Below are 6,000 nucleotides of genomic sequence, written 5' to 3' on the forward strand. Positions count from 1 at the left end.
GTGTATGAGTGGCGGTTTTCCGCGACGTCGGCGGCAGGCCGAAAATTTGGTCCGCGAGCAATACCTGCACCGTGAGGCCGCTCTGCTCGCTGCGTTCGCCGTGCCACCAGGGGCTTTTCCGATCGTGCGCCGCGAGCCACGGAGAGCGCTTACGGCCCTTGGCGTCAACCCCTGCCGGGGCCGGTCTTGAAGCCATGAAGCGTGCGGCAACACCGGCTGAAGGCGTGATGGCAATCGGCGCATCCGCCGGAGGCATCGTTGAGCGATCTGGCGGCTCGGATGCCGCCGGATTTTCCGTGGGCCGTCATGATCGTCATCCACCTGAGCCGGGGAGCGCCTTCCCTGCTGGGGCAGATCATCGACCGAAACCGCTAACCGGACGGGCGCGTGTTCAGCGCCATCGCCAGAAAGTCGAGACACCACAGCGATTGGAACAGCTTGCGCCCGAATTGGCTTACCAATTCGGCGTTCTCCGGGCCGACGTCGCCGCGCGCTGCCACCGACTCGATGATCTCCCGGATTGTGCGACGGCCGTCGACCTGCTGAACGAAGGCCAGCTGAGCCGGGTTGAGCTTCAGCTTCGTGCCGGGCGAATGAATCTCGTCCCCGGAGAGCAGGCAGGCCGTCCGCAGTACCGGCACATAGTCGAGCGCTTCAGCCGTCGAAAAATCGATTTCGTAATGCTCTTTCGGACGTTCGGGGCGGCAGGCGAGGAAGAAGTGGGTGGCATTCGCCGGCTGCAGGCGTTCCATCACGGACCAGAGTGTGATGTCGGGCAGCCGGTTCAGCATCGCCTGGAACTGGCTCGCCGGCGCGACCAAGTCGTGCGGGTAGTACGGCGCTTTGTGAAACCAGCCCTGGAACGCCAGTCCGGCGGAGCTGACCAGTTCCAGACATTCCTCAACGGTGTAACTTTGCTGGCGACTGTGCAGGAAGGTGTCGACCAGAGCCCCGTCGGATAGCAGATCGCGCGCGGCCTTCAGGTAGGGGCGGACGGGGTGGTCTGCGGGTAGCACCGCAATCGCCTCTTTGACCAATTGGACCGATGCGTCGTCCTGTGTCAGTCCGAGGTCGCGGAACGCCGATTCGAGCATGTCGACCCCGATCCGGCCGTACCTCGCGTAAAGCATGACGCCCAGCGCCCCATCTGTGCGCAGGCAGCCGCCAAGCGCTTTGAGCCCGGCCAGCGGATCCGCCATGTGGTGCAAGACGCCGGTGGACACGATGAGGTCAAAGTCCCGGGATAGCATCGACACCTCTTCGATGGGAAGCAGATGCAGTTCCAGGTTGTCCAGACCGTGCTTGTCTTTCAGATACTGGTGGTGTTTCAGCGCTGACCGGCTGACGTCGATCGCGACCACCGTGGCGGCGCGGTTCATGAAGGCAATAAGGGCTGCCTGGAAGGTGCCGCATCCCGCGATGAGAATGTCAAGGTCCGGCTTGTAGTCCCGGTTCGGCCACAAAACCCGGTGCGCCCAGAAGGGATCGAACCAATCCCAGTGGTTCTTGGACCACGCCGCGAGATCGGTTACCGGGGGTGGATACTCCCACCGATCGTATTGCCGGGAGACACCGTCGCCCCGCGGATCGTCGGTCACTTCGGCGCAGCTCCTTCGCAGTGGCGGTCGCGACCAACTTACTGTGCCTCGCGTCTTTCGGCTTGCCGACGGCGTCCGCGTTCACATCAGCGGGGGCCCTGGGATCAGCCAGATCAGCGAACTGTCGATCTGCCCCCGGTACTGCGGGCAGTAAGCAGCCACGGACAGGCCGACGAAGTAGCTGGATTCTTTCATCGTGAGATCGGTGTCGTGCTTCACCTTCAGCGTGAGAACGCTTGCATTTGCATTGTTGTCGAATCCCGTGCACACCCGATGGGCCATCGCGATCGCGGTGTCGCTGTCTCGAACTTCGATCCCGTAGTTCACGAGGGACGCGATGAACGCATCATCGACTGGATCTGCTGAAGCTGACGCTGAGGTAAGCGGTACAGCGGCAAACAGCAGGACCGCACAGATGGCCGACCACTTCCCGGGACGGACGTTCATCCGGCTGCGGCCTCCTTTCTGTGCGGACCGACCGTCGATGGGCAATGTGATCCGAGTACACCGGCGCACCTGGACTCCGTCGGCGACCCGATCAACTCGACGTAGACAGAGGTGCGTTCACTGCGCTCGCACCTTGCTTGGTCTGCCCGTTTGTCTCCGGCGTGCTCAGCTCGTACAGCTTGGCGGGTTCCCGACGCCAGCCGGCGTACCCGAGGGCCGCGCTGACCGCGGTATAGACAACGGCCTCCGTCCACATGAATCCGATGCCCCACTTCCTCCCGAGGAAGATGGGCTCGTCGATGATGCCGGCGGATGCAGCTATGGCGTAGCCCGCGTGTGCGTAGGCGATTCCGGCGAACGCCCCACAGAAGAATTTGCTCACTTCGCGATTCATTTCCTTGCCCTCTCTCGGTGGCCACGAACTCGTGTGATCTCACTGTCGGCCCTGCCCTCTAACTGGAGGTAGGGGCCAAGGTCCTCCCGCGTCGGACCGTTTGTCGCTTTCCGGCCCATCGGCCCGAGGCCGCCGGCATACCCGCGCTGAAATGGACCTATGCGGATCCGTTGACAATGCGATCGCGGATGGCGGTGGCGGTCGTGAGATGCCCCTCGGCGGAATTCATGAATTCGCCCGCGTGGCGGGCCTCGTTTGCATCGCTGTCCTCGACCGCGGCGACGCAAAAGTGGGACGCGGCGTCGAAGTCGTCGAGGCTGGCTTGTAGCGCGTCCGTGAGCTCCTTGTCGGGAGAAGGCATATGGCCCTGCAGGAAGCTTGCCGCGTCATGGCCCTCATGGCAGGCCGCCCCGAGACCGGCATAGTCGTGGGCACCGACGGCAAAGGTGGCCTTGCCCATCGCGATCCCCAGGTCCTGCATGTGGTCTTTAGTCAGTTCGACCCATCCGCGTACGGCCTGGGCGTGAGACGTTGTCGTGGTGGTGCCGCTACCGCCGTTGTGTGTCTGAGCTGAGCAGCTGGCGACGACAAGAACCATCGCAGCGCCCGCAATGGCTCGCTTCAACACCGTTGGCCTCCTAGACGTTGTTGGCGGTGATCCTTCAACCCGACGACGCCCGACAGACAGGGCATAAAGGCTCTACCTCTAATAGCACGATGGCCCGGATTCGATCGCTGGGTCAGCAGCCGGGCGCGAACTGCTGTGGCCTCGCGGCGGCCGAGCACCCCGTCATACCCGTACACGGCGCCCTGACCTGCGCGGACGCCGGGTGCCCCCAGTCGGACTCGAACCGACACTTGACGGATTTTAAGTCCGTTGCCTCTGCCAATTGGGCTATGGGGGCTCGGCGGCGAATCTAGCGCGCCGGCGCTTAATCCGGGACATCGCATCCCGCTCGAATGTGCGAAATACCCAACATGCGTGGCGGACGGGCGTCGGCTAGGATCCGCGCCCACGCGTCTTAACCACGGCTTTCCGGCAGATGACAGATGACACCGCTATGTCGTCCGGCAGGACCGTGTTAAAACTACCGCCCCCATCGTTAAGAAGCCGTAAACGGCTGTAACCCCGGTCCTTTCGGCCGGGAACGTGGAGTCGTGGGTCGTTAGTGTTACGCCAACGCACAGGGGCCGTTACGCGAACACACAGGTCGACCAACCGCCAGGGGGTCGACATTTTCCGAATATTAGGAGCAACAGATGCCATTAACAGTAGACCCGGCAACATTGACCGCCGCACAGACGGCGCTTACGGGATACGGCAATGCCTTGGCTACAGAGGCCGCAGGGATTGCGGCAGCGACCACCATCATCGCCCCCGCCGGTGCCGACTCGATTTCGATCCAGCAGGCGGCGATCTTCTCGGCGTTCGGCACCCAACTACAATCGATCCTCGCCCAAGGCCAGGATTACGCAAGCCAGTTCGAAACCAACCTTGGCGCGGCCAGCGACACATACACCTTCACCGAGGCCGCCAACGCGGCCAGTGCCGCTCTGAGTTCCAGTTCCAGTAGCGCGAGCGCGGGCAGTGGCCTCAACTTTTTGTCATACCTCCTCGGTGGCCCCAGTACCAGCACAGCCACGGGCCTCGGTGGGCCGTGGGGCATGTCAGGAAACTTTGCCAACATCGTCAACATCTGTGCTGGGAACTGGGCCTCTGCCGGTTCCGACCTGATCGGTCTGGCCGGTGGCGGTTTTCTAGACACGTCAGCAGCCGACGCGGCCGGCTCCGCCGCCGCCGCGGCGGGCCTCGTTGACACGACGGCGCCGATGGCGGGTGGCGGTATGGCCGGCATGGGCGCAATGCCGATGGCGGCGGCGGGCCAGGCGACTATGGTCGGCAAGCTGTCGGTGCCTCCGAGTTGGGCCGGTTCGGCCACCCCGGTAGTGGGCACCAGCACCGCGCCGCTCGAGACCGTGGGCTGGACCGCCGCCGCGCCGCAGGCCGGTGCCGGAACGATCATTCCCGGCATGCCCGGGATGGGCGCAGCCGCGCGCAACAGCGCCGGATTCGGTGCGCCCCGCTACGGCGTCAAGCCCATCGTCATGCCCAAACCGGCGGCCGTATAGGCAGCGGGCACCAAAGCGGTCACACCTATTAAGAACCAGCGAAATTCGATCACAAAAGGAATGGGGTAAAGATGAGCTGGGCTGCTATGCCTCCCGAAATCATCTCGGGCGAAATCTACGGCGGTGCGGGCTCGGGACCGCTCATTGCCACCGCGGGCGCTCTTACGAGCCTGGCCACCGAGCTGGGCACCACCGCGGCCGGTTGGGAATCGACAATGTCGGCCCTGACCGCCGCCTCGGGGTGGCAGGGTACGGGTGCGGCAGCAGCGGCAGCCGCGGCCCAGACTTACATCTCATGGCTGAGCACGTTGCAGGCGGCGGTCGAGGAGGCGGCCGGCCAGGCTTCGGCGTCGGCGGCCGCTTTTGAGACAGCGTATATGACAGTCGCGACCCCGGCGGCTATCGCTGCCAATAGAGCTGCCTATGCGGCCGCAGTCGCGGGTCTCCCCTTGACCGCCACGCTGGTCGCGACATTGGAGGCCGATTACGAGGCGATGTGGGCCCAAGACGTCGCCGCCATGAGCGTCTACCAGGCCGCCTCGGCGGGCGCCGGCGTCCTTCCGCCGCTGGTGTCGGTAACGGGGACCATCAACCCCGCAGCCGACACCGCTGCCACCACCGCGTCGACGGCCACGTCGACGGCGTCGACTGCTAGCAGCACAGTTTCGGACCTCGCCACCGCAGTTGACGGCTTCCTCGGCACACCCGCCGTCTTCAACAGCATCAACGGCGCAGTCAACACGTCGGCCTGGTTCACCATGAACACCATCCCGACCGCGATATCACTGGGGCACACCCTGGGCGCCGTGCAATCGATCCCGTTCGCCCTCACCGACTCCGTCACGCCGCTCGCCGGTGGGATGACGCAGGGCACCATGGTGGGCTCGATCTCGGGCGCGGGAGCATCGGCCGCCCTGGGCGAGGCATCCGCGGTCGGCGGTCTATCGGTGCCGGCCGGCTGGAATGCTGCCGCCAAAGCGGGGACGTTGGCTTCGTCCGCCGCTCCGCTTGAGGGCTCCGGGTGGACGGCCGCCGCCGAGGCAGAGCCGGTCGCGGCGATGCCCGGCATGCCGGGGATGGCTGCGGCGGCCAAGGGCGCCGGTGCCTACGGCTCCGGGCCGCGGTACGGCTTCAAGCCGATCGTCATGCCCAAGCAGGTTGTCGTCTGATGTCGGGACCACCAATACGGGAAATAAGGGGGTACATGTCACCCGTTTGAGGCGATCAGTTAACCGGCAGGTCGTAATCTGTCTATAACGCGGCCACCACCGCATCAATTACAACTGTTAAGACTTCGACACTGAAGGCTTGAAGGACAAAAGGAGAAAGCAACATGGCAACACGTTTTATGACTGACCCGCACGAAATGCGGGCGATGGCGGGCCGCTTCGAGGTGCACGCCCAGACGGTTGAGGACGAGGCCCGCAAGAT

General features: G+C 64.4%; 6 protein-coding genes, 1 tRNA gene and 1 pseudogene. 3 read left to right on the plus strand and 5 right to left on the minus strand.

All coding sequences use genetic code 11. From position 1 onward, the window contains the following. Positions 1 to 371: 371 nt before the first annotated feature. The 5 genes from AWC17_RS21130 to AWC17_RS21150 form a co-directional block, all read right to left on the minus strand. A complete protein-coding gene (locus AWC17_RS21130) occupies positions 372 to 1,598 on the minus strand; it encodes a methyltransferase (RefSeq protein WP_046186459.1) in 1,227 nt (408 codons plus the stop codon). An 81-nt stretch (positions 1,599 to 1,679) separates the two neighbouring features. Continuing rightward, on the minus strand, positions 1,680 to 2,045 hold the full coding sequence (locus AWC17_RS21135; RefSeq protein WP_046186458.1) for a DUF732 domain-containing protein: 366 nt from the start codon (positions 2,043 to 2,045) through the stop codon (positions 1,680 to 1,682). Between the two features lie 91 nt (positions 2,046 to 2,136). Further along, positions 2,137 to 2,427 carry a hypothetical protein gene (locus AWC17_RS33115; protein WP_197083503.1) on the minus strand — a complete coding sequence of 97 codons (291 nt, stop codon included), beginning with the start codon at positions 2,425 to 2,427 and terminating at the stop codon, positions 2,137 to 2,139. 169 nt (positions 2,428 to 2,596) lie between these two features. Beyond that, positions 2,597 to 2,920, minus strand: a complete 324-nt coding sequence (locus AWC17_RS21145) for a hypothetical protein (protein WP_046186457.1) — start codon at positions 2,918 to 2,920, stop codon at positions 2,597 to 2,599. A 350-nt stretch (positions 2,921 to 3,270) separates the two neighbouring features. Then, positions 3,271 to 3,344: transfer RNA gene (locus AWC17_RS21150), tRNA-Leu, on the minus strand. A 355-nt stretch (positions 3,345 to 3,699) separates the two neighbouring features. On the opposite strand from AWC17_RS21150, the gene AWC17_RS21155 reads away from it, so the two are divergent. From AWC17_RS21155 to AWC17_RS21165, 3 genes and pseudogenes are all read left to right on the plus strand, one after another. Next, entirely contained in the window at positions 3,700 to 4,569 is an 870-nt protein-coding gene (locus tag AWC17_RS21155; RefSeq protein WP_047324018.1) for a PPE family protein, SVP subgroup, read from the plus strand. A gap of 71 nt (positions 4,570 to 4,640) precedes the next feature. Beyond that, entirely contained in the window at positions 4,641 to 5,738 is a 1,098-nt protein-coding gene (locus AWC17_RS21160; protein WP_047324019.1) for a PPE family protein, SVP subgroup, read from the plus strand. Positions 5,739 to 5,902: 164 nt separating this feature from the next. Then, positions 5,903 to 6,000, plus strand: a pseudogene (locus AWC17_RS21165) (WXG100 family type VII secretion target); the annotation flags it as partial.

It is taken from the genome of Mycobacterium nebraskense (assembly GCF_002102255.1).
GTDB lineage: Bacteria > Actinomycetota > Actinomycetes > Mycobacteriales > Mycobacteriaceae > Mycobacterium > Mycobacterium nebraskense.

What these genes read in the sequence shown, in the direction of transcription:
- AWC17_RS21135 (WP_046186458.1), bottom strand. Translation starts at nt 2,045, where the DNA reads ATGAACGTCCGTCCCGGGAAGTGGTCGGCCATCTGTGCGGTCCTGCTG.
- AWC17_RS21145 (WP_046186457.1), bottom strand. Translation starts at nt 2,920, where the DNA reads ATGCAGGACCTGGGGATCGCGATGGGCAAGGCCACCTTTGCCGTCGGT.
- AWC17_RS21155 (WP_047324018.1), top strand. Translation starts at nt 3,700, where the DNA reads ATGCCATTAACAGTAGACCCGGCAACATTGACCGCCGCACAGACGGCG.
- AWC17_RS21160 (WP_047324019.1), top strand. Translation starts at nt 4,641, where the DNA reads ATGAGCTGGGCTGCTATGCCTCCCGAAATCATCTCGGGCGAAATCTAC.